This is a genomic window from Achromobacter insolitus (assembly GCF_002209555.1).
Taxonomy (GTDB): domain Bacteria; phylum Pseudomonadota; class Gammaproteobacteria; order Burkholderiales; family Burkholderiaceae_B; genus Achromobacter; species Achromobacter insolitus.
Genome location: NZ_NJIF01000004.1, coordinates 342,587 through 363,472, shown reverse-complemented (window position 1 = coordinate 363,472; position 20,886 = coordinate 342,587). Strand labels below are relative to the sequence as shown.

Here is a 20,886-nt window from a genome sequence, read left to right as displayed (position 1 = left end):
GGCTTTGCGGGATGCCTGGTTTTGAATGTCATTCGATGATGCGTGCCCGGCTTGCGCCGAAGCCGATGCGCTGGAACCCGTCGCGGCTGCAATGGGCCGTCAGGGTGACTTCATCCCCCGCCTCCAGGAACAGCCGCGTTTCGCCCGAGGGCAAGGTGATGGGGCGCGTGCCGCCGTGAGTCAGTTCGAGCAAGCTGCCGTGGCCGCTGTCGTCGGGCGTGGAGATGGTGCCGGACCCCAGCAGGTCGCCCGGCCGCAGATTGCAGCCGCCCAGCGTGTGCTGCGTCACCATCTGCGCCGGCGTCCAGTACAGATGGCGCGCGTCGGAGGCAGCCAGCCGCTGCGGCGCCAGCGAGCGTTCGCGCATGAGGGGAGTGGACAGCCATGCCTCCAGCGCGATGGCCATCCCGCCCATGGCGGCGTCGTCGGTGTTGCGCAGATATGGCAGCAGGTCGGGGTCGCCGTCGCCGCGCGCCATGGCGGCGCGGCGGAACGGCGCCAGCGCCTCGGCGGTCACCACCCATGGCGACACGGTGGAGGCGAAGTTCTTGCCCTGGAACGGCCCAAGCGGCTGGTATTCCCAGGCCTGGATGTCGCGCGCTGACCAGTCGTTCAGCAGGCCGTAGCCCGCCACGTGGCTCGCGGCCTGTTCCAGAGGTACTGGCTCGCCGAGCGCATTGCCGGGGCCGATCCAGATTGCCAGTTCCAGTTCGAAGTCCAGTTGCGCCGACGGGCGATAGGCCGGGGTGTCGACGCCGGCTGCGGTCCGGACCTGTCCGCGCGGCCGGCGCACCGGTGTGCCGGAAGCGCAGATGGATGAGGCGCGGCCATGATAGGCAATGGGCACATGCTTGTAGTTCGGCATCAGCGGGTTGTTGGGCCGGAACAGTTTGCCCACGTGGCTCGCATGATGGATGCCGGCATAGAAGTCGGTGTAGTCGCCCACGTCCGCCGGCAACAGCAGTTCGCACTCCGCCTGCGGGTGCAGCAGGCGCGCGGCCTGTGCCGCATGCCGGGCGCTGGCGGGGTGGGAGGCGTCCAGCAGCGCGAACAGGGCGTGCCGCACGTCCTGGCGGGCAGTGGCCGGCAACGCCATCCAATCGTTGAGCCGGTTTGCCGACAGCGCCTGGCGCGAAGCCGGATCCAGACCGTCCAGCAAGCCCAGTTCCACGGCGGCTCGCGCATCCAGCACGTGCTCGCCGATGGCCACGCCGACCCGGGGCGTGCCGCCGTCGTGGCGGAACACGCCTATTGGCAGGTTCTGCACCGGGAAGTCCGGATGGCCGTTGGCTCCGTCGACCCAGCTCTTGGCGCCGGGGGCATGGGTGTGGTCCAGCATCGTGCTCTCCTCGCGGGCGTTATCGGTATGGCTGCGCGCCGATGCCCGGCCGGCGCGTATGTTCAGTTGCGGCTGCTGCCGCGATTTCAGGCGGCGGTGGTGCCGCCGTCCATGGCCCAGGCCACGCCGCGCACTTCGTCCGCATCAGGCGAGCAAAAGAACTCGCACAGGCCCGCGATCTGTTCCAGGGTGACGAACTTGCCCGAAGGCTGGCGCAGGCCCAGCAATTTGTTGGTGGCTGCGGCATTGTCCAGGCCCTCGCGCTCGGCCAGCGCGTCGATCTGCTTTTGCACCAGCGGCGTATGCACCCAACCGGGGCAGATCGCGTTGCAGGTAATGGCGGTCTGCGCCGTCTCCAGCGCCACGGACTTGGTAAGGCCTATCAAACCGTGCTTGGTTGCGTTGTAGCCAGTCTTGCCCGCACGTCCGCGCAATCCGCTGATGGACGCCATGTTTACGATGCGACCCCAGTTGCGCGCGCGCATGGCCGGCAGCGCCGTGCGTATGGTGTGGAAACTGGCCGACAGGTTGACCGCGATCATGTCGTCCCATTTGTCGACGGGGAAGGCCTCGATCTGGCTGACGTGCTGGATGCCGGCGTTGTTGACCAGGATGTCCAGCGCGCCATAGGCGTGGTTCAGCTCGGCCATCATGGTTTCGATCTGCGCCGGCTTGCGCAGGTCGCAGGCTTGGAACCGCACCGGCACGCCATAGGTATCGCGGAATTCGGCGCACAGGGCATCGACCGCGTCCGCATCGGCCAGGCCGTTGAGCACCAGGGTGGCGCCCGAGCGCGCCAGGCGCCGCGCCACGGCCAGGCCGATGCCGCTGGTCGAACCGGTTACCAGGGCAACGCGCCCCGAAAGATCAGCCATGCTTGTCTCCACGCTGTGTCGTTATGCAATGCGTGGCAGCTTAGTGGGCTGAAATTGAGTCGTCCAATTTATTATCGGAACATCATTTATATTGGATGCATATCAATAGCCGATACCGGAACTCGTCATGGAATTGCGCCATCTGCAAAGCTTCATGGTTCTTGCCACGGAGCTGAACTTCACGCGCGCCGCCTTGCGCCTGCACATCGCCCAGCCTCCCTTGAGCCAGCGCATCCGCGAACTGGAAGACGAGTTGGGTGTGAAGCTTTTCGATCGCAGCACGCGCAAGGTGACGCTGACGGTGGCCGGGCGCGTATTCCTGGACAACCTCCAGCCCATGTTCCGGCAGCTCGACAGCGCCGTGCAAGCCTGCCGCAAAGCCGGCCGCGGCGAGACCGGCAGCCTGCGGCTGGGCTACACCGGACGCGCCAGCCACGTGCGCCTGCCTGGCCTGGTGCGGGATTGCCGGCGCCATTACAGCGACATCGCGCTGGACATCCAGGGGCCGTTGCCCACCGGCGAACTGCGCCTGAAGCTGCTGGACGGCGCGCTGGACGCGGCGCTGTGTTTCTTGCCGCTGGAAGGTAAGCACATCGTGTCGCACGAGTTCATGCTCAGCGAGTTCTCCATTGCGCTGGCCGACGCCCATCCCCTGGCGGCCAAGCCCGGCCTGCGCGTTGCCGACCTGGCCCATGAACCGTTTATCGCCTATCCCTCGGGCAAGGGCTTTCACCTGCGCGGCGCCATGGATGCCATCTGCCTGGAGGCAGGCTTTCTGCCCCGCGTGGTGCGCGAAACGGAGGCATCGCAGACCCTGATGTGCCTGGTCGCGGCCGGCACGGGCGTGGCCATCATTCCGCGAGACATCGAGTCGTTCAACATGGAGGGCGTGGTGTTCCGGCCGCTGCCTGCGGACGCGCCCAAGCTGCAACATGGCATCGCATGGCTGGAGACCAATCAGAATCCAGCGCTGGGCCGGCTGCTGGCGCTGTGCGGCGTCGTTACCGCGGGGGAATGAGGAATCGCCCGGCGCTTGCCGCCGCTATCCTGCGGACGGCACAATCGCAGCGCGCGACCCTTGTCGCGTCATCGGAGCCTTACATCTATGCAGGATCTTCCCGTTCCGGCATCGCTGGATGCCAGCGAACGCATCACCATTGCCAGCGGCCCGCACCTGGCTGAGTTCGCGCCTGGAGGCGGCGGACGCCTGACCCGGCTGTCCACGCACACGCACGACTGGATCGTGCCGCTGGCCGCCACGCAGTGGCCTGCCGGCCAGTGGCCGCGCGCAGGCTCCTATCCGCTGGCGCCGTACGCCAACCGCATTCGGGACGGCGTGTTCGCCTTCAACGGCGTGCGCCACGCGCTGCAATCCGTGCCGGGCCGGCCCCATGCGATCCATGGAGCGGGCCTGCATCAAGCGTGGCGCGTGCGCAGCCACGGCGCGGACAGCGTCGACCTGGTGCTGGATCAGCCCGCCGGCGTGCTGGGCTGGCCCTGGGCCTTCGAATGCGTGCAGCGCTACCGGCTGGACGCGCGCGGCCTGAGTGTGGCGCTTGGCATCACCAATCTTGGCGATACGCCCATGCCGTTCGGCTTGGGCCTGCATCCCTATTTCACGGCTGAACGCGTCACGCTGCACGCGCGCCGCGAATGGCCGGCGGACGCCGACGGGTTGCCTGCGGGCAGCAAGGCTGTCCACGTGCGCGAATTGCGGCGTTCGGCCAGCGGCTGCGACACCTATCTGTCGCAATGGGAAGGGCGGGCCACTCTGCATTGGCCGGACGGGCACCAGCTGGCGCTGCACGCCGATCCGGCGTTTGCGCACCTGGTGGTGTATACGGCGGGCGGTTCGGAGTTCCTGTGTGTGGAGCCGGTCACCAATGTGGCGGACGCGTTCAACCTGGCGGCAGCTGGTGACGCCCGCACCGGCATGCGGGTGCTGGAGCCTGGCGCGCGTTTCAGCGCGACCGCGCTGTTTAGGCTGGACCCGCCGCGGGAGGCGATTAGCCGATGAACCGCGCCCCTTTGAAAGCGCTGCCGCCTGCGGCGATAATCCGGGCAAACCAAGTCTAGGAGTCCTCACGTGAAAAAGCTCAGCACCGAACAATTGCAGGCTGCGGCCGAGATCCTGCGCCGGGTGCAGGCGAGGCTGGCCCGCGCCGGCAACCTGCCGCTTGAGCCCACCATCTACGCCTGCGCGCAAGGATTCCGCCGCAACGTGCCCGACTACCTGTGGTCGTGGCTGTCGGGCCTGTTGGCGCCGCATAAAAGCCTGGGAGCGTGGATGGATGCGCACCAGCCGGGCTGGCGCACAGGCAAGACGCCGGCCGCGGTGGTCTATGCCCGCGCTGAAAACGGCTGGTTCGAGTGGTTGATCGCCGAACTGGAGGCTGAAATCAAGGATCCTCACGCCCGGGCCAAGCGGGAAGGGCGCGCCTGAAAAGGGGCCGGGCGGCGCATCGGGTCTTGTCCGCAGGCCGCTGCGGCGTGTCAGGCGCGCTCGGTGCGCGAGCGCCGCAGCAAGTGCACCAGCAGTTCCAGCACGGCCGCCGCCAGCAGGGCGGCCAGCATCGAGCCCAGCACCAGCGAATCCCAAAGCCGCGGCGGACCCACGCGGAATTGCACGGTATCGAAGACCAGGCCCGCCGTGATGCCGGCGACGATGGCGGCCTTCCATCCCTGCAGGGGCGCCAGCCTCAGCATCAGCAAGGTGAAGGCCACCATCCCCCAAAGCACGGGTTCCAGCGTCTGATTGAATATGTGGTCGAGCAGAAGAGACTCCCGATGGCATTGCGCTTGCGATTGCGCGCAGTCGAGGTTGTACTGCTTTCCGCCGCCAATTGCGAGATGCCCCGCCGCGCGGATCGCGGCAAGGCATGCGCGCTTCCTAGAACCCTTCCAGCACGATCTTTCCCTGCGCCTTGCCGCTTTCAATGAAGGCATGGGCGCGCCGCAGGTTTTCCGCGTTGATCTTGCCGTAGTGCGCGCCGAGGGTGGTGCGCAATGTGCCTTCGTCGATCAGGCGGGCGGCCTGGTTCAGCAGTTCGTGCTGCGCGATCAAGTCGGGGGTGGCGTGCAGCGAACGCGCGAACATGAACTCCCAGTGCAGCGAAGCCGACTTGGACTTGAGCAGACGCACGTCGATGGCCGCGGGGTCGTCGATCAGGGCGATCTTGCCTTGCGGCGCGATCGCTTCGGCCATTTGCGCGAAGTGCTGGTCGGTCTGGGTCAGGCCGGCGATGTGGCTGACGTGCGGAAAACCGATGCGCTTGAGCTCGGCGGCCAGGGGCTGGCTATGGTCGATGACGTGATGCGCGCCCAGTTCGCGGACCCAGGCTTGCGTCTCCGGACGCGAGGCGGTGCCGATCACCGTCAGGCCGGTCAGTTGGCGCGCCAGTTGCACCAGGATGGATCCCACGCCGCCTGCGGCCCCGATGACCAGCAGGCTGCCCTGGCTGGGGGCGCTGTTGTCCAGCACGCGCAGGCGGTCGAACAGCAGCTCCCAGGCAGTGATGGTGGTCAGCGGCAGCGCGGCGGCCTGCGCGTAATCCAGGCTGGCGGGCATTCGGCCCACGATGCGCTCGTCCACCACGTGCAATTCGCTGTTGGCGCCGGGCCGGTTCAGCGCGCCCGCATACCAGACGCGGTCGCCCGGCTTGAACAGGCTGGCCTTGGCGCCGACCGCGCGCACGACGCCTGCGGCGTCCCAGCCTATGACCTCGGGCTGGCCTTCCTTGGGCTTGCGATTGGCGCGGATCTTCACGTCCACCGGGTTGACTGAAATCGCGCGGACTTCGACCAGCAGGTCGCGCTCGCCCGGCACGGGATCGGCGAGGGTGATGTCCTGCAGCGCCTCGGGATGGTCGGCGGGCAGGTTCTTGGAAAAGGCGATGGCTTTCATGGTTTCAGGCAAGGATCAGATGATGGAGCGGACGACGCCGCCGTCCACGCGCAGCGCGGCGCCATTGGTGGCCGAGGCTTGCGTCGAGCAGGTGTAGACGACCATATTGGCCACTTCTTCAACGGTGGCCAGGCGCCGCAGCAGTGAGGTGGGGCGGTGTTGGGCGATGAAGTCGCGTTCCATTTCGTCCTGGGTCACGCCTTGCTCCTTGGCCATTTCGGCGAAGAAGTCCGATACGCCCTCGGAGCGGGTGGGGCCGGGCAGTACGGCGTTGACGGTAACGCCGGTGCCGGCCGTCAGTTCAGCCAGCCCGCGAGACACGCCCAGCAAGGCGGTCTTGCTCACGCCGTAATGGATCATTTCGGCGGGAATCTGCACCGCGGATTCGCTGGAGATGAACACGATGCGACCCCAGCCGGCGGCCAGCATGCGAGGCAGGTAGTAGCGCGACAGGCGCACGCCGCTCATGACGTTGGTGTCCAGCATGTACTGCCAATCGTCGTCCGTGATTTCGGTGAAGGACTTGGGGGCGAAGTAGCCGGCGTTGTTGATCAGGATGTCCACGTCGGGATGCGCGGCGGAGATCGAAGCCGCGCCGTCGGCGGTGGCGAGATCGGCCTGCACGGTGCTGACGCGGGCGGCGGCAAACTGTTTGGCGAGGGAGGCGGCGGCCTGTGCCAATTTGTCGGCGTTACGGCCGTGCAGCACGACCTCGGCGCCGGCCTCGGCCAGACCCGCGGCGATGGCCAGGCCGATGCCGCCGGAAGATCCGGTGACCAGGGCCTTCTTGCCGTTTAGTTCGATTTTCATGGGGTGACTCCTTGCGTGTCGGGGGATGTGGGCATGATTACCCAGTCCAAACCAGGGAAAAAGCGGCTAGCATCGCAGTCAGTTTCAATAATTTTTTGAAAATGAGGCCGGCATGGTGCGGTTTGAGGACCTGAGAATTTTCATGGCGGCAGCCGCCCAAGGCAGCTTTTCCGCCGCCGCGCGCGAACTGGACCTGACGCCTGCGGTTGCCAGCGCCGCGCTCAAACGGCTGGAGCAAGCCCTGGACGCGCGCCTCTTCGTGCGTTCGACGCGCAGCCTCAGGCTGACCAGCGACGGCGAACGCTACCTGGAGCATGCCCGCTCGGCGCTGTCGGCCTTGGAAGCAGGCAGGAATGCCGTGGCGCGCAACAAGACGGACATCTCGGGCACGCTGTCCGTGTCGATCCCCTCGGACCTCGGCCGCCACGTGTTGCTGCCCTGGTTGGACGAATTCCAGGAACGCCATCCGCGCGTCAACTTCCAGGTGCGCATCAGTGACCGCCTGGCCGATCTGTACCGGCAACCGGTCGATATCGCCGTGCGCTATGGCACGCCGAACGACTCGGGACTGGTGGCCCTGCCGCTTGCCGAGCACAATCGCCGCGTCGTGTGCGCTTCGCCGGCCTACCTTGCGCGCCATGGCGTCCCCCGCGTGCCCGAGGACCTGCGGCGCCACAATTGCCTGTCGTTTGTGCTGGGCGAAACCTTGCATGACCGCTGGGCCTTTCTGCACCAGGGGACCGTCCTCAACGTACCGGTCAAGGGCGATCGAGTGGGCGACGACGGCGAACTGGTGCGCCGCTGGGCGCTGGCCGGCCACGGGCTGGCGTACAAATCGCGCTATGACGTGCTGGCCGACTTGCGGGCGGGCCGGCTCATCGAGGTCCTGGCCGACTATGAGTGCGAGCCTTCGCCGCTATACCTGCTCTGCGTGCACCGCATGCTGCTGTCGCCGGCGGTCAAGCGCCTGCGCGAGTTTCTGCATGAACGCTTCAAGGCATTCGAGGCAGGCCCTGCCGCGGGGCCGGACGTCAGGGCCTGACCGGGCCTCAATGTGCGTGGGCGGCGCGCTGATTCGCCGCGCGCGTGCGAGCGGCTTTCTTCGCCGCTGCGGAACGCCCCGCCGCGCCTTTGGTGGCGGCAGCCTTCTTGGCGGCGGCGGAGCGCGCGGCCGCGGTGCGTTTGGACGCGGATGCGCTGGCCTGGCGCGACAGCGCAGTGCGCGATGCGGGCTTGGTGCTTTCTTTCTTCAGGGCGGTGGTGGTGGCCTTGGCGCGTTTGGTCGACTTGGCATGCCCGTCCTCAGCCGCCTTGCTGTCCTGCTTGGCCTTGCGCTTCGTGGCTGCGCTGGCCTTCTTGGGGGTGGGCAGGTCGACGCCTGCCCGCCGCGCCTTGGACAGTCCGATCGCGATCGCCTGCTTGGTGGAGCGCACGCCGTGCTTGCCTTCGCGCACGTGTTCGATTTCCTCGCGCACGAACTCTCCGGCTTGCGTGGACGCGGACTTTCCTTGGCGTTTATCGCGCGCCGCTCGTTCCAGGGTTTTTCGTTCAGGCATGACGACACCTCCTTGCTTGCGTTGCGGGAACGGGTTCCGCCGCGCCGAGGCCGGTGCGACGGAACTCGTAACACCACTCTAGCGCCGTGAGCGTATGCTGTGTGTTCGAATGGATTGCCGGTCGTAAGCGCCGGAACACCTTGGCCAGGCCGACGATTCACGACTCACACCCTCAGCGGAGACGAGCTATGTCGAATCATGTCTACAAGCAAATCGAATTGGTGGGCTCTTCCACCAAATCCACCGATGACGCCATCTCCCAGGCCATCGCCCGCGCTTCCGAAACGCTGCGCAACCTGGATTGGTTCGAAGTCACCGAAGTGCGCGGCCATATCAAGGACGGCAAGGTGGCGTACTGGCAGGTCGGTTTGAAGATTGGCATGCGGCTGGAAGGCAACGAATGAGCTCTCTTGCTGCTTCTTTCTTGAGCACGCCATCCAAGTGACTGTCGGATAAGGGTTTTTCCAGCTTGTTATGCGACTGTTCAGAGGCTTGTCCACATTCGGTGGGGACAAGCTGGCCGCGCTTTTGCCCTTTGCAGTTTCTGCTCGGCATGACACCGTGGGTCCGCGGATAGTGAGCGTTTCTTGAGCGGGCCTTCCAAGTGCTTGGCCCGTAAGGGTTTTTGAACGCTACCCGCAGGCTGTCCTCAGGCTTATCCACATTTGCCGGGGACAACCCGCCACGTCTCGATACGGTGTTTGAGCCATTCTTGACCACCCCCTGCAGGCACTTGATATGCAAGGGAATTTCCAAGCTGCCCTCATACTGTCCTCATGCTTTTCCACAGAACGCGGGGACAAATGCACATGGCCGCAAGATTGCGGCGCGAGGTCGCGGGTTCATCCCGATTTCAGTGGATAAGTGCGACAAAAATCATCCAAAAGGATGATTGCGCATTTTTTGACCGCCCCTTGCAAGTGCTTGGCGGGACAGGAGATTTTGACTCTGCCCAAAGGCTGTCCTCAACCTTCTCCACAGTTGGCGGGGATAAGTGTGGGCCTCCACGCCGCGCCTTCGGCTTGCTGCCCTCGAGGGGGCTGGCCCACCTTGGGGCGGGCTGTGCATTCTTCCGGAGGCGCGAGTGACTATTTTGCGGTGGCGGCGCGGGCACGTCCAAAAAAAAAGCCCCCCGAACGTATCGGGGGGCTTGATCGCCCGGAGGTAGGCGGGCGATCTCTGCCGGCCGGGAGGAGCCCGTGCCGGCAGCGGCGGCGATCAGGCGTTGAACTTCTTGATCCAGTCCACGTAGCGGTCCACCCAGCCTTGCAGGAACTTGCGGGTGCCTTCGTTGGTGATGGTGTACTGGTCATCGATCAGGCCTTCCGTGTACTGCAGGAAGACCTCAGGCGTGGTCAGGACGTTGGCTCCTTCAGCTGCCAGGATATTGCGCAAGTGCTGCTGCATCAGCGCGGTGCCGGCGGCGCTGGGCGAGGTGCCGACGATGCCGGCGGCCTTGCCGGTCCAGGAGTTCTGGCCCCAGGGGCGCGAACCCCAGTCGATGGCGTTCTTGAGGGCAGCGGGCAAGGAGCGATTGTGCTCGGGCGAAACAAACAGGATGCCCTGGGCGTCGGCGATCTGCTGCTTGAGCTTGGCGGCGGGCGCGGGCAGGTTGTTCTCGTTGTCCTGGTTGTAGAGCGGCACATCGCCCAGGCTCACGTACTCGAACTTGAAGTCCGCGGGCACCAGCTTTTCCAGCGCGCGGGCCAGCCGCAGGTTGAACGAGGCAGCGCGCAGGCTTCCGACGAAAACGGCAATCTTGTAGGTGCTCATGGGGCGCAGGCTCCAAGGGTTGGACGGGAATGTCAGTGTAGACCTGTACGCAAGCCCGCTCAATGACGATCGCGCATATGTTTATTCAGCATCATGACGCGCTGATGTCGGCGGGCGCATCAACTCATCAGGCTGACGTGGGCGGCCACGACGCGCCACCCCTCGGGCGTGCGCATCCACGTCTGGCTTTGCCGTCCAGGGCGGTCGCTGCCGTCGCGCTGGAACTCCAGATTGGCGGTGGCGAAATCCTGGCCGTAGGTCGTGACGACCGTGCGCAGCACGCGGCGTGCCAGGCCTTGAGGCGAGCGCGCCGCGCGGAACGCGCGTATGGCTTCGTAGCCATAAAGGTTCTCGCCCGCGCCATAGCGCAGCGTGTGCGGGCTGTTCCAGAAAAGCGCGTCCAGCACCTCCACCTGATTGTTTACGAGGGCAGCCTCGTAGCGTTCGAGGGCGGCGGTGACTTCGGCCACCACGTCGGGAAGGTTGATATCCATGCCTGCTGCTCCGGTTGGCACCGTTGTGGTGCGGAATCTTTGGGAAATCACCAAGGTGGTGTATGGCGCGGTGCGGTGTGTCCGCTGCGATGAATGCTACGCCGGGGGACGCGCGGCGCCTGGTGGCTGGCATGCCGCTTGCTAGGGTTAACACTGCATAACAAGCTGCTTGCCGTCCCAGGAGTTCCGCCATGACCAGTTCCGCCGTTTCCGCCCCGGTCACCATGTTGGTCACCCGACACATCACACCCGAACGCTACGGCGATTTCCTGTCCTGGATGCGCCAGGGCGAAATCCTGGCAGCCGGGTTTCCCGGCTTTCTCGGGTCGGGCGTCCTGCAGCCGCCCGAGGGCGGCGACCAGTACCAGATCGTGCTGCGCTTTGCGGACGCCGCCAGCCTGGGCCGCTGGGAAAATTCCTTGCCGCGCCGCATGTGGCTGGAACGCGGAGCCGCGCTGGTGCGTGCCAGCCACGAACGCCGTGTCAGTGGCACCGACGATTGGTTCGCGCCCAGGGCGAGCGCGCCACCGCGCTGGAAGCAGGCCGTCAGCATCTGGCTCGCCTATTTTCCGGTGCTGCTGGTGTTTTCGATTCTGGCCAGCGAACCCCTGAGTCTTTTGCCGGTGTTCTGGCGCGTGCTGGTCACCAGCGTCGCGCTCACCCCCGTCATGGTGTTCATCTGCATGCCGCTGGTGTCCCGCATGCTGCATCGCTGGCTGCGCGCCGGTTGAGGCGGGCGCGCCCTCGTCAGGCTGCGCGCGCGCCACGGGCGGAGTACAGCCGGTGCAGCGTGATCTTGCGCACCGCGGCCTGGCTCCCCTGGATATGCGCGCTCAACAGTCCGACCGCGCGCGCCGCGTCCCCGGCCAGCGCGGCATCCAGTATCGCGGCGTGCTCTTCGTAGGTCTTGCCGATGCGCTCGGGCAGGGTGAAATCCAGGCGGCGCACGATGCGAATACGCTCGGTGGCCGCCCGATGCACGCGGGCGATCTCGGGATTGCCTCCCGCCGCGACCAGATCGATGTGGAAACGCTCGTCCAGGTCGGCCAGCCTTTCGCAATCACTGGAGCGTTCGCTTTCGTTCACCAACCAGATGTCGGCCAGCGGGCGCAGCGCGCGCTGCCGTTCAGCCGCATTGGCTGATACGCAGAGCGCTTGCACGGCGGCCGCTTCCAGGACGCTGCGCAGCTCGTAGAAGTGGTCCAGCGTGTTGAAGTCCAGCGGCTTGACCAGCCAGCCATTGCGCTGCCGCACTTCCAGGTAGCCCTCCCGCTCAAGGCGGAACAGCGCTTCGCGCACCGGAGTGCGGCTGACCTCCAGGCGGTCGGCGATCTCGGTCTCGGTGAAACGGTCTCCGGGCGCGAGGCGGAAGTCCAGGATGTCGCGCTTCAATGTGCCGTATGCGGTGTCGGCCAGCGTGCGCGGAATGTCGATGACGGCGAAGGCGGTTCCCATGTGTGGCCTCGGATCGGGGGGTTAAAGGGGGCGGGCGCGGGCGATGCCAGCGAGCTCCAGGGCTTGCGCGGCGCGCAGGCAATCGGCTTCGCGCCAAGGCGCGCCTATCAATTGCACGCCCAGCGGCAGGTGGTCGTCCTGTCCGGCTTCGGGCCAGACGGGGGCGGCGCAGACCGGCAGGCCGATGCATGACAACGGCTGCGTGAGGATGCCCATGCTGGCGCGCGCGGGCAGCTGCTGGCCGGCGAGCGTGAGCCAGTCGGAGCCGATGGGCGGGGCGGGCACCGGTGTGGCGGGAGCGATCAGCACGTCATAGCGCTCGAAAAGCGCCAAGGCCTCGCGGTAGACGCGGTGGCGTATGCGTTGCGCCTGTTGCGCCCATGCCGCGGGAACGAGGCTGCCCGCCACCAGCCGGTCGCGCGACAGCGGTTCGTAGTAGTCGTAGTGCGTGACGAGCCTGCGGCGGTGCAGGGCGCCGCCCTCCGCCGCCGTGATGACGAAGGCCGCGGCGCGAGCCTGTGCGGCACCCTGCAGTTCGACCACGGTCGAGGCGTCCAGCGCGCGCGCCGCGATCTCGACGGCTCGGCGCGCCTGAGGTCCGGCCCACTCGGAAAAGTAGCCGCCCAGCACCGCGACGCGCAGTCCGCGCGCGCCGTCCGCCAGGGTGGGTAGCACAGGGTCGGCAGCGCGCGGGGCGCAGGCCACGTCGTCCGCGTCTTCACCCTGCAACGCATCGTAGGCGGCGGCCAGATCGCTGGCGCTGGCAGCAAATGGACCCAGATGGTCCAGGCTGCCGACGAATGGGAACGAGCCCGCGCGTGACAGCCGGCCGAAGGTAGGCTTCAGGCCGAACACGCCACACAGCGAGGCAGGGACCCGGATCGAACCATTGGTGTCCGAGCCCAGCGTCAGCGGCACGAGGCCACCCGCGACGGCGGCGGCGCTGCCGCCTGATGAGCCGCCGGCGATGCGCGAGATGTCATGCGGATTGCGGCAGGCGCCGTAGTGGCTGTTTTCCGTGGTGAAGCCGTAGGCGTGCTCGTCCATGTTCAGCGCGCCCACCAGCACGGCGCCGGCCTCACGCATGCGCTGGACCAGCCGGGCGTCGCGCCTTGCGGCCGGGTTGGACGCATTGACGCGGCCGCCGGCCAGGGTGATTTCGTCGGCGATGTCGAACAGGTTCTTGACCGCGTAGGGGACGCCGGCCAGCGGCGGCAACGGCTCTCCACGGGCGCGGCGCGCATCGATGGCAGCCGCTTCCTGCCGCGCCCGGGTTTCCGTCAGCGCGGTGAAGCAGTTGTAGCGCGGGTCACGTTCGCGCACGCGCGCCAGCGTGGCGTCCAGCACCGCCATGGCGCTGCGTTCGCCAGCGCGGATCTGGCGCGCGATGTCCTGCGCGGGGCCGCTCACGGGCGGAACACCGAAGCTGATTCCAATTCCACGGACAGCGGCTCGTCCACGAAGCCGGCCGCGATATCGTGGATGCGCGTGAATTGCTGCACGACTTCGGCCGTTGCCTGCTCGCGCAGGGCATAGCCAGCCAGCGCCAGCGCGCTGCGTACGTATTGGTCGATGGTTTCCTGGGTCATGGCGGACTCTCCGGTACGGGGCTTACTTGCGTACTTCGCGCTGGAAGATCTCCAGGCTCAGTTTCTTCATCTGGATGAAGCTGGGCTCGGACAGCGTTTCCACTGTGCGGGGACGCGCGTCGCGGTAGTCCAGGATCTCTGCGACCCGCGTGGGGCGTTTGGTCAGCAGAAGCACCTGGTCCGCCAGGTAGACGGCTTCTTCCAGGTCATGCGACACCAGCAGCATGGTGGTGCCGGTCTGGATGAACACCTCCTGCAGTTTTTCGCGGATGAACAGCGTCATCTCGAAATCCAGCGCGGAGAAGGGCTCGTCCAGGAACAGCACTTCGGGCCCGGGGGCCAGCGCCCGCATGATCGACGCGGTCTGTTGCTGTCCGCCGGACAGCTCATAGGGATAGCGGTTCAGGTCGAATTTGACGTCGAATGAGGCAACCAGTTCTTCGACTCGCGCATCGACTTCACCTTTGCTGCGACCTTCCAGGCGTAGCGGATAGGCGATGTTGTCGATGGTGCGCAGCCACGGGAACATGGCTTCGCGGTAATTCTGGAAGACATAGCCTATCTTGGTCTGCGCCAGCGACTTGCCGTCGAACAGGATCTCGCCCGAGTCGATGGGAATCAGGCCGGCGATCATGTTGATCAAGGTGGATTTTCCGCAGCCGTTGGGACCGAACACCGAGACGATCTTGCCCTTGGGTATGTCAAGGTTGAAGTTCTCATACAAGGGCCAGCCCGCGAAGTACTTGGTCAGCCCGCGTATCGTGATGTGCGTGCCCAGCGGGCCGGGCGCGAACGGGGTGGCGGCAGGGTCGGGTGCGATGATGGGATTGATCACGGTAGACATCAGCGGCCGCTCCAGTGGACCACGCGCTTTTCCAGCACGAGAAAGAGAATATTCAGGACATAGCCCAGCGCGCCGGCGGCAAGAATGGCCGCATACATGTCGCGCACATTCAGCACCTGCTGCGCATTGATGATGCGATTGCCCAGGCCGCTGTCGGATCCGATGAACATCTCGGCCACGATCACGATGACCAGCGCCATCGACACCCCGCTGCGCAAGCCCACGAAAGTCGGCTGCAGGCTTTCCCAGATCAGCACGTCCTTGAAGATGCGCCAGCGCGACGCGCCCATGACGCGCGCCGCCATGACGCGCTGCTTGCGGGCGTTGATGACGCCGTAGGCGCTATTGAACAGAATCACCAGCACGGCCGCGAAGGCCGCGATGGCAATCTTGTTCATGTCGGTCACGCCGAAGATCATGAGGAACAGCGGAATCAGCGCGGAAGAGGGCGTGGAGCGGAAGAAGTCCACCAGGAACTCCACGCTGCGATAAGCCTTTTCGCTGCTGCCCAGCAGCACGCCCAGGGGCACGCCGATCACACCCGCGATCACGAAGGCTTGCAGCGTGCGGTTCAGCGACGCCAGGAAGTCCGCCAGCAGCGGGCCGCCGGCCATGCCCTTGGCCAGCGCCGCGATGGCCGCGCTGGGCGTGGGCAGAAGCACGGGGCTCACCAGTTGTAGTCGCACCACGAGGTCCCAGACCACGAACAGCGCCAATGGGCCGATGAGCGGCAGCAGCCGAGTCGTATCGAATTTGCGCGCAGGGCGCGCCGTGCCGGCGGGGCCGGCCGTCGTCGTTGCGGTTGCGGTCATGGCTCAGCCCTTGTAGAGCATGGTCGAGACGTCGACCTTCTGGGCGAAGACGCCCTTGTCGGCAAACAGGTCGAAGAACTTCTGGAAGTACTGGATGTCGCCGGGCGTGAACTCGTTGTAGAGCGTGTAGGCGGCCAGCGGCACTTCCTCGGTCATCGGCCCTTCGATGGCGGTGTAGCCCTTCAGGTAGGGGCGCGCTTCTTCGGGCTTGTTGCGGATCAGTTCGATGCCGCGCGCGTACGCGGCGATGAATTTCCGGCTTTCCTCGGGGTGTTTTTTCAGGAAGGCGGTCGTCAGGGACGCGGATCCGCCGAACCAGGGCGCCATCGGGTCGCCCAGCACGTATTTGGCGATGACCCCCGTTTCCAGGACGCGGGTGGTGCCGTTCAGCCTGCCTACCGTGCCCGTGGGCTCCAGCGTGTAGCAGGCATCCAACTGGCCGGCGGCAACCGCGGCGACGTGCTGGCTGATTGCCAACTCGACCACGGTTGCCCCGGTTGCGCCGGCGCGCTCCAGCACTGCTTTGGCCAGCGTGGCGTTCTGGATGCCGGGTCCAGATCCGACCTTTTTCCCCTTGAGGTCTGCGATGGATTTGATGGGACTGTCTTTCGCGACGATGAACTCGTCCAGCACATGCTTGGCATTGCTGGGGTTGGACGCAAAAATCTTGAACAGGCCGGGCGAGGCGATTTCGCCGATCGCCAGGTTGGCCGAGCCCGTGCCGTTGGCGCTGCCGTCCGCGCGGCCCGCCAGCATGGCTTCCATGACCTGCTGCGCTCCGGCGAACTTCAGCGGTTCGACATTCAGGCCAGCCTCCTTGAAGTAGCCTTTTTCCAGCGCCGCATAGAACGGCAGGCCGGCCGCCACGGGCCAGAAGCCGATGCGGATGACGGGTCCCGATTGCGCTCGCGCCAACGCCGGCGCGGCCAGCGTCGCGGCGCCCAGTGCGGCGCCCTGGATCAGTCGGCGGCGGGTGGCGTTGAAGGCATGGGGCGCGTTGCGGTAGATCATGTGGGACTCCTGGTGTGCAAGAAGGGGCGCTTGTAGACAAGCTGGCATACCAGGCATCAAGCAAAAGCCGTGCCAACCCTGTCGCGGGCCTCCCCGACTCCGGAAGAGGGCCGCGCCAGCCTCGCGCTGGTGCCACGCTTGAACCACTTTGGTGCACGCCGCACCATTGAAGGGGACACAACCAGGCGCGCGCCGTGCCTGCCTTTATGGCGGTAGCATGGGAGCGGATCGGAGCTTGGGGCTCCGGAGTTCTGAGTCCTTGCGCGATGCCTGGCCGCGTCGTACCGAGATGAATACGCGTTTTGTCGAAGCTTTCTTGTGGTCGGCGCGCCTGGGCAGTTTCCGGGCGGCGAGCGATCGCCTGCACATTACCCAGGCCGCCGTGGCCAATCGCATCGCCTCGCTGGAAGAGGACATAGGCGCGCGCCTGTTCGAGCGCGACGCCAAGGAACTCAGGCTGACCGCCACCGGCACCCGTCTGCTGGACTATGGCGAACGGCTGCTGGAGATCCGGCAGCAGATCCTGTCGCTGGGCAAGGGTGGCGACGAAGTCTTCGGGTTGGTGCGCATCGGAGCCATCGAAACCGTGGTGCATACCTGGCTTATCGGCTTTCTGACCAACCTGCGATCCACCTATCCGGGCATCGAGGTGCAGCTTACGTCCGAGACCACACGGGCGCTGCACCGGGGCTTGCGCGAAGGCGCGCTGGACATTGCGCTGCAGACGGACCTGCTGAACGACAGCGGCATCATCAGCACCGCCTGCCTGCCCATGGAGATGGGCTGGGTCGGGCCGGCAGGCGACGAAGAAACGCTGACGGCCCAACAACTGCTCAGCGAGCCGGTGCTGACCATGAGCCCTGGATCGCAGCCGCATGAAGCGCTCAAGGCCCTGTACCGGGAGGTCGGCATGCCGCAGGGCAAGGTGCATTGCGTCAGTTCGATTTCCGCGCTGGCGCGCCTGGTTCGCAGCGGCTTTGGCCGGGCGCTGGTGCCCTTGCCGCCCATCTACGAATACGTCGCGCGCGGCGAGGTGCAGATCATCCGCTGCGACATCCCGGTGCCGCCGCAGCTGCTGGTCGTGAGCTATCTGGAGAGCGCTGGATCCGATGCCATCAGGCTGGTGGCGGAACTTGCCAGCCGGGCTTCGGACCAGTTCACATCCTCGGTCACTGCGCCGCGATTGGGTTCGGCGCAATAGTGTTATCCCTAGGGCGGCTTTCAATAATTCTGTTGCCGCGCAGAAAAATTACTCGTTTGTCCGCCGCCCGCCCGCCGGCTGAAGATGGAGCCTTCCGCAATCGAAGGAATTCCCTGTCTTCAGCTCATGAGCACCCATACCGAATCCTCGCTTTCCTGCCCAGGCCTGCTGTTCGTCGCCACTGACGCCGATCCTGCCCACGAGGCCGATTTCAACCGCTGGTACGACCGCGAGCACGTGGAAGAGCGCGTGCGCATTCCAGGCTTCCTCTCCGGCGCGCGCTACCTCTCGCGGGAAGGCGGCCGCAAATACCTGGGCCTGTACCGCACCGAGTCGCTGGCGGCATTCACCACATCCGATTACCGCGCGGCTTTCGAGCGCCAAACCGCGTGGTCGGTGACCAATCTGGACCGGATGCGCAACCCGATGCGCCGCGTGTGCGCGGTGCGGGCCGTGACCGGCTTTGGCTCCGGCAGCGAAATCGTGGTGCTGCCGCTGCCGCAGGCGGACGACAGCGAGGCCCTGGTTGCCCGAGCCAGCGCGCTGGGCGCCGACCTGGCGCAAACGGACGGCTTCGTGCAGTCCTATCTGCTGGTGCCCGACGCCTCCCTCAGCACGCCGCTGCCGCGCGAGTCCACCGAAAACCGGGTGCTGGCGCCCCTGCTGGTGGTGGAGGCGAGCGCGGCGCAGGCCGCTCGCGCCCTGCGCGCCCAGGCCTGCGGCGCCTTCGGCGCCGATCCCTCGGGCGCCTGGCTGCTGGAACTGGGCTGGAAATTGACGGCGGCGGACCTGCGTTAAGCAGGCCGCGGCATCGCACCACATATCGTATTCAAGGGGAATTCCATGGCAGAAGAAACGCTGTACGGCGCCGCTGCGGTCAAGACCGCGGACGCGCCCAACAAGATGCGCAGACTGGCGCTGGCCAGTTCGGTTGGCACTACGCTGGAGTGGTATGACTTCACCATCTACAACCTGATGGCGGCGCTGGTATTCAACTCCATCTTCTTTCCCTCCTTCGATCCGCTGACGGGCACCATCCTGGCATTCTCGACATATGCCGTGGGCTACGTTTCGCGGCCGTTGGGCGGCTTTGTCTTCGGCCATCTGGGCGACCGGCTTGGGCGCAAGTTTGTGCTGGTTGCCACACTGGTCATCATGGGGATTTCGACGGGCCTGATGGGGCTTTTGCCGACCTATGCGACCTGGGGCGTGTGGGCGCCCGTGGCGCTGGTGGCCTTGCGCTTCGTGCAAGGCGTGGCGCTGGGCGGAGAATGGGCGGGCGCCGTGCTGCTGTCCATGGAGCACGGCAAGCCCGACCAGCGCGGGCGCAACGCTTCGTTTACGCAGATCGGTCCGTCCTGCGGCACGCTGATAGGTACCGGTTTCATCGCGGCGGTGTCCGCCTTCCTGAGCCCCGAGGATTTCCAGGCATGGGGCTGGCGCGTGCCGTTCGTCTCCAGCGTGGCGTTGGTGCTGTTCGGCCTGTGGCTGCGGCGCGGCGTCGAGGAAACACCCGTGTTCCTGGAAATGGAGCAAAAGCGCGAAACCGCCGCCACTCCCATCAAGGAAGTGCTGGGGCAGTATTGGCGGCAATTGCTGGTTGCGGGCGGTTCGCGCATCGGATCCGACGTGCTCTATGCGCTGGTGGTTGTATTCACGCTGACCTATGTGACGACGGTGCTGCATCTGTCCCGGCCCATGGCCCTGACCGCCACCATGCTGGGCGCCGCGCTGAACGCGATCGCGGTACCGCTGTGCGGACATCTGTCCGACAGGATCGGCCGGCGGCCGGTGTATCTGGCGGGGGCGGTGCTGGGCATGATCTGGGCCTTCGTCTTCTTCGTGCTGATGGACTCCGCGCATCCCATTGCCATCTGCGCGGCGGTCGTGGTGGGCCTGCTGATCCATGCGCTGATGTACGGCCCGCAGGCCGCGTTCATCACCGAGCAGTTCCCGGGCCGCGTGCGTTACGCCGGCTCGTCCCTGGCTTACACGCTGGCGGGCATCGTGGGCGGCGGGTTCGCGCCGCTGATCATCGCCAGCCTGTTCAAATCCTGGAATTCGACCATCGCCATCTCTCTGTATGTGGCGGCTGCGCTGCTCGTCACCGCGGTGGCGGTGCTGGCGGCGCGCGAGACGGCAAAGGCGCCCTTGCAGCGTTGAGGCATCGATGCCCGACCGCTGCCTGGATGGCGATCCGGGCGGCGGCAGGCGGCTCAGGCGAGGCTGCGATTGGCCAGCGGTGCGCCGGCGAGCCAGCGATTGAGGTTGTCGACGAACAGTCCGCGCACACGCGCGGCATTGCGGTCGGAAAAGCCGGCGCTGTGCGGCGTGACGATGACATTGGGCAGGTCCCACAGGGGCGACTCAGGCGGCAGCGGTTCGTGCTGGAATACGTCCAGAAAGGCGCCGCCCACGCGTCCTGCTCGCAGCGCCGCGATCAGTTCCGGTTCGTCGATCACGTGGCCTCGGGCCACATTCACCACCATGGCGTGGGCAGGCAGCGCGGCAAGCGCGTCACGGTCGATCAGGTTGCGCGTGGCCGGCGTGAGCGGGCAGGCCAGCACCAGCCAATCCGCCGCTGGCAGCAGCGACGCCAGCGCCCCGTAATCCACCGTATGGCGCGCCTGCGGCACGGGTGCGCCGCTATGACGCGCGACCGAGATATCCAGGCCGAGCGCACCCAGCAACGCGCCGATGCGCTGCCCGATGCCGCCCCAACCCACGATCACGGCATGCTGGCCGGCCAGATCCCGCGGCATGCGCGCATCCAGCAGCGGGCGCCAGGCGTGGACGCGCTGGTCCGAGGCCAGCGCCGGCAGGCTGCGCGCGAGCGCGAGCAGGCCGGCGATGGCGCTCTGGGCGACCACCGGGTCGCTTGCGCCTTGCGAGGTGGTGACCGCCACCCCGCGCGCGTGCAATGCCTGATAGATCTCGCGGTCGGCGCCGGCCGAGTGCACATGCACCCAGCGCAGCGCCGGCGCGTGGCGCATGGCCTCGTAATACAGCGCCGTGGACTCCTGGATTTCGAACTTGGTGGAATGGCCCGTTACGTCCCGCGAGATAAAGGCGGTTTCGGCCGTCATGGGCTGGCCCGCCACGGGGTGGATTAACGCATAGCGGCCGGCCGCCGGCGTGCGGTCCAGCGCGAGGCGCAGCGATGGCGCCTCGGCCGGCGAGCACAGGATGCTTGTGTCAGAGCTTCGTGTCATGGCGCGGCCGG

At 66.3% G+C, this 20,886-nt stretch carries 24 protein-coding genes; 9 read left to right on the top strand and 15 right to left on the bottom strand.

Annotated features, from left to right (window positions below; all coding sequences use genetic code 11):
- Positions 1-28 precede the first annotated feature (28 nt).
- A complete protein-coding gene (fahA, locus tag CEY08_RS16755; protein WP_076814734.1) occupies positions 29-1,339 on the bottom strand; it encodes a fumarylacetoacetase in 1,311 nt (436 codons plus the stop codon).
- Positions 1,340-1,425: 86 nt separating this feature from the next.
- A complete protein-coding gene (locus tag CEY08_RS16750) occupies positions 1,426-2,214 on the bottom strand; it encodes a 3-hydroxybutyrate dehydrogenase (RefSeq protein WP_063962486.1) in 789 nt (262 codons plus the stop codon).
- Positions 2,215-2,341: 127 nt separating this feature from the next.
- Between CEY08_RS16750 and CEY08_RS16745 the strand changes: the two genes are divergently transcribed.
- The 3 genes from CEY08_RS16745 to CEY08_RS16735 all read left to right on the top strand — a co-directional run bounded on the left by CEY08_RS16745 (position 2,342) and on the right by CEY08_RS16735 (position 4,657).
- A complete protein-coding gene (locus CEY08_RS16745; RefSeq protein ID WP_076814732.1) occupies positions 2,342-3,232 on the top strand; it encodes a LysR substrate-binding domain-containing protein in 891 nt (296 codons plus the stop codon).
- An 87-nt stretch (positions 3,233-3,319) separates the two neighbouring features.
- Positions 3,320-4,231, top strand: a complete 912-nt coding sequence (locus tag CEY08_RS16740) for an aldose epimerase family protein (protein ID WP_063962488.1) — start codon at positions 3,320-3,322, stop codon at positions 4,229-4,231.
- Between the two features lie 69 nt (positions 4,232-4,300).
- Positions 4,301-4,657, top strand: a complete 357-nt coding sequence (locus CEY08_RS16735) for a hypothetical protein (protein WP_076814730.1) — start codon at positions 4,301-4,303, stop codon at positions 4,655-4,657.
- 50 nt (positions 4,658-4,707) lie between these two features.
- Here CEY08_RS16735 and CEY08_RS16730 read toward each other — a convergent pair whose 3' ends face one another.
- The 3 genes from CEY08_RS16730 to CEY08_RS16720 all read right to left on the bottom strand — a co-directional run bounded on the left by CEY08_RS16730 (position 4,708) and on the right by CEY08_RS16720 (position 6,928).
- Entirely contained in the window at positions 4,708-4,941 is a 234-nt protein-coding gene (locus tag CEY08_RS16730; RefSeq protein ID WP_042794509.1) for a hypothetical protein, read from the bottom strand.
- A 163-nt stretch (positions 4,942-5,104) separates the two neighbouring features.
- Complete coding sequence (locus CEY08_RS16725) at positions 5,105-6,118, bottom strand: zinc-binding alcohol dehydrogenase family protein (RefSeq protein WP_063641100.1); 1,014 nt, start codon at positions 6,116-6,118, stop codon at positions 5,105-5,107.
- A 15-nt stretch (positions 6,119-6,133) separates the two neighbouring features.
- Entirely contained in the window at positions 6,134-6,928 is a 795-nt protein-coding gene (locus CEY08_RS16720; RefSeq protein WP_076814728.1) for an SDR family NAD(P)-dependent oxidoreductase, read from the bottom strand.
- A gap of 112 nt (positions 6,929-7,040) precedes the next feature.
- On the opposite strand from CEY08_RS16720, the gene CEY08_RS16715 reads away from it, so the two are divergent.
- Positions 7,041-7,970: a LysR family transcriptional regulator gene (locus tag CEY08_RS16715; RefSeq protein WP_063962491.1), complete on the top strand. Its 930-nt coding sequence runs from the start codon at positions 7,041-7,043 to the stop codon at positions 7,968-7,970.
- 7 nt (positions 7,971-7,977) lie between these two features.
- On the opposite strand, the gene CEY08_RS16710 is transcribed toward CEY08_RS16715, so the two are convergent.
- Positions 7,978-8,484, bottom strand: coding sequence for a DUF6496 domain-containing protein (locus tag CEY08_RS16710; protein WP_063641102.1), 507 nt, complete (start codon positions 8,482-8,484; stop codon positions 7,978-7,980).
- 188 nt (positions 8,485-8,672) lie between these two features.
- Here CEY08_RS16710 and CEY08_RS16705 point away from each other — a divergent pair, with 188 nt between their 5' ends.
- Positions 8,673-8,888, top strand: coding sequence for a dodecin (locus CEY08_RS16705; RefSeq protein ID WP_042794506.1), 216 nt, complete (start codon positions 8,673-8,675; stop codon positions 8,886-8,888).
- 814 nt (positions 8,889-9,702) lie between these two features.
- On the opposite strand, the gene CEY08_RS16700 is transcribed toward CEY08_RS16705, so the two are convergent.
- Positions 9,703-10,257 carry an NADPH-dependent FMN reductase gene (locus CEY08_RS16700; RefSeq protein ID WP_063641103.1) on the bottom strand — a complete coding sequence of 185 codons (555 nt, stop codon included), beginning with the start codon at positions 10,255-10,257 and terminating at the stop codon, positions 9,703-9,705.
- A 119-nt stretch (positions 10,258-10,376) separates the two neighbouring features.
- Positions 10,377-10,751: an oxalurate catabolism protein HpxZ gene (hpxZ, locus tag CEY08_RS16695; RefSeq protein ID WP_063641104.1), complete on the bottom strand. Its 375-nt coding sequence runs from the start codon at positions 10,749-10,751 to the stop codon at positions 10,377-10,379.
- Positions 10,752-10,942: 191 nt separating this feature from the next.
- Here hpxZ and CEY08_RS16690 point away from each other — a divergent pair, with 191 nt between their 5' ends.
- A complete protein-coding gene (locus tag CEY08_RS16690) occupies positions 10,943-11,482 on the top strand; it encodes an antibiotic biosynthesis monooxygenase (RefSeq protein WP_042794503.1) in 540 nt (179 codons plus the stop codon).
- Positions 11,483-11,498: 16 nt separating this feature from the next.
- On the opposite strand, the gene CEY08_RS16685 is transcribed toward CEY08_RS16690, so the two are convergent.
- The 6 genes from CEY08_RS16685 to CEY08_RS16660 are packed head-to-tail and all read right to left on the bottom strand — an operon-like array spanning position 11,499 to position 16,462.
- Positions 11,499-12,206 carry a GntR family transcriptional regulator gene (locus CEY08_RS16685; RefSeq protein WP_042794502.1) on the bottom strand — a complete coding sequence of 236 codons (708 nt, stop codon included), beginning with the start codon at positions 12,204-12,206 and terminating at the stop codon, positions 11,499-11,501.
- A gap of 21 nt (positions 12,207-12,227) precedes the next feature.
- Positions 12,228-13,616, bottom strand: coding sequence for an AtzE family amidohydrolase (locus CEY08_RS16680; RefSeq protein WP_076814726.1), 1,389 nt, complete (start codon positions 13,614-13,616; stop codon positions 12,228-12,230).
- Positions 13,613-13,795 (bottom strand): DUF4089 domain-containing protein, encoded by a 183-nt coding sequence (locus tag CEY08_RS16675; protein ID WP_042794500.1) that lies wholly within the window; start codon positions 13,793-13,795, stop codon positions 13,613-13,615. Before CEY08_RS16675 ends, CEY08_RS16680 begins: the two co-directional genes overlap by 4 nt.
- Before the next feature lie 22 nt (positions 13,796-13,817).
- The gene (locus CEY08_RS16670; protein WP_042794499.1) at positions 13,818-14,639 is read right to left on the bottom strand and encodes an ABC transporter ATP-binding protein; all 822 of its coding nucleotides are present in this window, start codon (positions 14,637-14,639) and stop codon (positions 13,818-13,820) included.
- The gene (locus tag CEY08_RS16665; RefSeq protein WP_042794498.1) at positions 14,639-15,451 is read right to left on the bottom strand and encodes an ABC transporter permease; all 813 of its coding nucleotides are present in this window, start codon (positions 15,449-15,451) and stop codon (positions 14,639-14,641) included. The genes CEY08_RS16670 and CEY08_RS16665 overlap by 1 nt, the downstream gene beginning before the upstream one ends.
- A 3-nt stretch (positions 15,452-15,454) precedes the next feature.
- A complete protein-coding gene (locus CEY08_RS16660) occupies positions 15,455-16,462 on the bottom strand; it encodes an ABC transporter substrate-binding protein (RefSeq protein ID WP_042794497.1) in 1,008 nt (335 codons plus the stop codon).
- 289 nt (positions 16,463-16,751) lie between these two features.
- On the opposite strand from CEY08_RS16660, the gene CEY08_RS16655 reads away from it, so the two are divergent.
- The 3 genes from CEY08_RS16655 to CEY08_RS16645 all read left to right on the top strand — a co-directional run bounded on the left by CEY08_RS16655 (position 16,752) and on the right by CEY08_RS16645 (position 19,826).
- Entirely contained in the window at positions 16,752-17,663 is a 912-nt protein-coding gene (locus tag CEY08_RS16655) for a LysR family transcriptional regulator (protein WP_042797225.1), read from the top strand.
- A 126-nt stretch (positions 17,664-17,789) separates the two neighbouring features.
- Positions 17,790-18,461 (top strand): DUF4286 family protein, encoded by a 672-nt coding sequence (locus CEY08_RS16650; protein WP_063641105.1) that lies wholly within the window; start codon positions 17,790-17,792, stop codon positions 18,459-18,461.
- A 45-nt stretch (positions 18,462-18,506) separates the two neighbouring features.
- Positions 18,507-19,826 carry an MFS transporter gene (locus CEY08_RS16645; RefSeq protein ID WP_042794495.1) on the top strand — a complete coding sequence of 440 codons (1,320 nt, stop codon included), beginning with the start codon at positions 18,507-18,509 and terminating at the stop codon, positions 19,824-19,826.
- 53 nt (positions 19,827-19,879) lie between these two features.
- On the opposite strand, the gene CEY08_RS16640 is transcribed toward CEY08_RS16645, so the two are convergent.
- Positions 19,880-20,875: a D-2-hydroxyacid dehydrogenase gene (locus tag CEY08_RS16640; RefSeq protein ID WP_076814724.1), complete on the bottom strand. Its 996-nt coding sequence runs from the start codon at positions 20,873-20,875 to the stop codon at positions 19,880-19,882.
- Between the last annotated feature and the right edge of the window lie 11 nt (positions 20,876-20,886).